Origin of the sequence: Streptomyces sp. PA03-6a (assembly GCF_033792765.1) — a bacterium.
Taxonomy (GTDB): Bacteria; Actinomycetota; Actinomycetes; order Streptomycetales; family Streptomycetaceae; genus Actinacidiphila.
This window is the reverse complement of record NZ_JARAVK010000490.1, coordinates 1-2,921: the sequence shown is the minus strand read 5'-3', so window position 1 is coordinate 2,921 and position 2,921 is coordinate 1. Positions and strand designations below refer to the sequence as shown.

Here is a 2,921-nt window from a genome sequence, read left to right as displayed (position 1 = left end):
CTCCTCGCCCCTGACCGCCTTGACTCGCCTGACAAGATGTCCGGACACACCGAACGTTCTCTCAGGGGGAGTCCCACGATGTCCGACCCGAACAACCCGTACGGCCAGCCCGCGCCGGACGGTTACGGCTACCCGCAGCAGCCCCCGGCCGGCCCCGGCGGCTACGGCCAGCAGCCCGGCTACGGCTACCCGCAGCAGGGATACCCGCAGGGCGCCTACACCGGCGACCCCAACGCCCCGTACGGCTACGACATGTACGGCCGCCCGCTGTCGGACAAGTCCAAGGTCGTGGCCGGCGTGCTGCAGCTGCTGGTGGGCGGCCTGGGCATCGGCCGCTTCTACGTGGGCGACATCGGCATCGGCATCGCGCAGCTCCTCACCTGCGGCGGCTTCGGCATCTGGGCGCTGATCGACGGCATCCTCTTCCTCACGAGCAACGACCGCACCGACTCCCAGGGCCGGATCCTGCGCAGCTGAGGACGATGACCTCCGTGACCTGGAACCGCCTCAGGGCCGTGGCCGGACGACCGGCCACGGCCCCCGTGGCGTCGCTCGTCGCGGGCGCGGCAGGCGCCGCCTACCTGTGGGGCACCGACCCGCACCAGGAGGGGCACTGGCTGCCCCGATGCCCCTTCAACTTCCTGACGGGGCTGCTCTGTCCCGCCTGCGGCGCGACCCGCATGGTCTACGACCTGATGCACGGCGACCTGTCGGCCGCCTTCCACGACAACGCGCTGCTGCTCCTGGCGAGCCCCTTTCCCCTCTATCTGTACGCGCGGTGGGTGACGGAGGGGCTGCGCGGCCGTTCCTACCGCCCCACGCTCGGACGACGTGCGCAGATGGCGGTCCTGGGGATCGCCGTGGCCTGGGCCGTCGTACGCAACGCGGTTTGACAACGCGGTGATCACAGTTCCGTGACGGCTGTTCATCATCGGGACGGATGTCAATCATCTGATGTAAATATGTGGCCATCCGAGGCGGGGGGCCGGATCCTGAGGAAACGCGCGCTCCTGCCTGTTCGTCCCCATTCGCGCAAGGAGCGACCCCCATGGCCACGCCCACCACTGACGCCCCGCACGGCTACGACGCGGCCGGCCGTCCGCTGTCCGACAAGTCGAAGATCACCGCTGGTCTTCTGCAGCTCTTCCTGGGCGGCCTGGGCATCGGACGCTTCTACACCGGCCACACCGGCATGGCCATCGCCCAGCTCCTGACCTGCGGCGGCCTCGGCTTCTGGGCCCTGATCGACGCGATCCTCTTCTTCACCAGCAAGGACCGCACGGACTCCAAGGGCCGCGTCCTGCAGGGCTGATCCCCGCGACGCACCCCGACGGCCCGCCTCCGCTCTCCGCTGCGGAGGCGGGCCGCCGCGTTCCCGCTCACACCGGCTCGATGAAGCCCTGCTCCACCAGCAGCCGGATCGCCTCCGGCGTACGGTCCCGCAGCACCACCGGGTCCTCGCCCAGCAACTGGGCGATGGCGTCCAGGATCCGACCGGCCGTCAGCGTCCCGTCGCAGACGCCCGCGAAGCCCGCGCCGACCGTGTCCACCCTCGTCGCACGCCGCATGCCGCGGTTCGCCCGCAGGACGACGTGCTCCGGGTCCTCCGCGCCGGGCAGGCCCACCTGCTCCTGCACCACCTCGTCCGCCAGCCTGAAGCGCTCGTCGAGCAGCGCCGCGTCGTCGTGGGCCCGCAGGAAGTCCTGGCGGCCGAACCAGGCCGCGATGTGCGGCCCGAGCGGCTGCTCGACCGGGTGCGGCCACTCCTCGGCGGTGACGACGGGACGGTCGGAGCCGGTCCTGCGCACGGTGATCCAGCCGAAGCCCACGGCCTTGGTCTTGCGCTGCTCGAAGGCGTCCAGCCACGCGTCGTAGCGGGCGGCGTACGCCTCGGGCCCGGCCAGGTGGTCACCGCCGTCGCGCAGCCACAGCTCCGCGTACTGCGTGACGTCCTGCACCTCGCGCTGCACGATCCACGCGTCGCAGCCGGCGGGCACCCAGGCGGAGACGCGGTCCCGCCAGTCCTCGCCCTCGGTGTGCTCCCAGTTGGCGAGCAGTTGGAGGTGCCCGCCCTCGGTGAGGTGGTCGGCGGCCTGCCGGACGACGGTCCGGCACAGGTCGTCGCCGGCCATGCCGCCGTCGCGGTAGGTGAAGCGGCTGCCCGGGGAGATGACGAACGGCGGGTTGGACACGATCAGGTCGTAGCGCTCGCCGCCGACCGGCTCGAAGAGGCTGCCCTGCCGGACGTCCGGCTCGGGCGCGCCCGACAGGGCGAGGGTGAGCCGCGTGAAGTGCAGGGCGCGGGGGTTGAGGTCGGTCGCGGTGACCCGGGTGGCGTGCCGGGAGGCGTGCAGCGCCTGGATGCCGGAGCCGGTGCCGAGGTCCAGCGCCCGGGCCACGGGCGTGCGGACGGTGATCCCGGCGAGCGTGGTCGACGCACCGCCGACGCCGAGCACCAGGTCCGCGCGGTCCACGCCGGGCGTCGTGCGGATGCCGTTGGCGCCGCCCACCGCGCAGCCGAGGTCGGAGACGATGTACCAGTCCTCGCCGCCGTCGCCCCCGTAGGGGCGGACGTCCACCGTGGCGCGCACCTCGTCGCCGTCCCGGACGAGCCAGCCGTCCTCGAGGGCCGCGTCGAGGGGCAGCACGTCGCGCAGCCGGGCGTACGGGACCGGCTGCTGCAGCAGGAAGAGCCGCACCAGGCTCTCCAGCGGGCTGCCGCCGCGGGTGGCGCGCAGGGCGGGTACGGTCTCCGCCCGCGAGAGCGCCGCGTAGGCGGTCCCCCCGAGCAGGTCGAGGCAGCCGTCGGCCGTGAAGGCCGCGGCGCGCAGCGCGTCGCGGCCTTCACGGCCGACGGCTGCCTCGACCTGCTCGGGGGGACCGCCTACGCGGCGCTCTCGCGGGCGGAGACCGTACCCGCC

General features: G+C 73.1%; 4 protein-coding genes. 3 read left to right on the top strand and 1 reads right to left on the bottom strand.

Features of this window, described 5'->3' with window-relative positions:
- The first annotated feature begins 78 nt into the window (after positions 1-78).
- The 3 genes from PV350_RS45905 (at position 79) to PV350_RS45895 (ending at position 1,312) form a co-directional block, all read left to right on the top strand.
- Positions 79-477, top strand: coding sequence for a TM2 domain-containing protein (locus tag PV350_RS45905; RefSeq protein ID WP_499513080.1), 399 nt, complete (start codon positions 79-81; stop codon positions 475-477).
- Positions 478-482: 5 nt separating this feature from the next.
- A complete protein-coding gene (locus tag PV350_RS45900) occupies positions 483-893 on the top strand; it encodes a DUF2752 domain-containing protein (RefSeq protein ID WP_499513079.1) in 411 nt (136 codons plus the stop codon).
- A 155-nt stretch (positions 894-1,048) separates the two neighbouring features.
- Positions 1,049-1,312, top strand: a complete 264-nt coding sequence (locus PV350_RS45895) for a TM2 domain-containing protein (RefSeq protein ID WP_499513078.1) — start codon at positions 1,049-1,051, stop codon at positions 1,310-1,312.
- Positions 1,313-1,379: 67 nt separating this feature from the next.
- Here the strand turns inward: PV350_RS45895 and PV350_RS45890 are convergent, their stop codons facing one another.
- Positions 1,380-2,831 carry a DUF7059 domain-containing protein gene (locus PV350_RS45890; protein ID WP_500339225.1) on the bottom strand — a complete coding sequence of 484 codons (1,452 nt, stop codon included), beginning with the start codon at positions 2,829-2,831 and terminating at the stop codon, positions 1,380-1,382.
- Between the last annotated feature and the right edge of the window lie 90 nt (positions 2,832-2,921).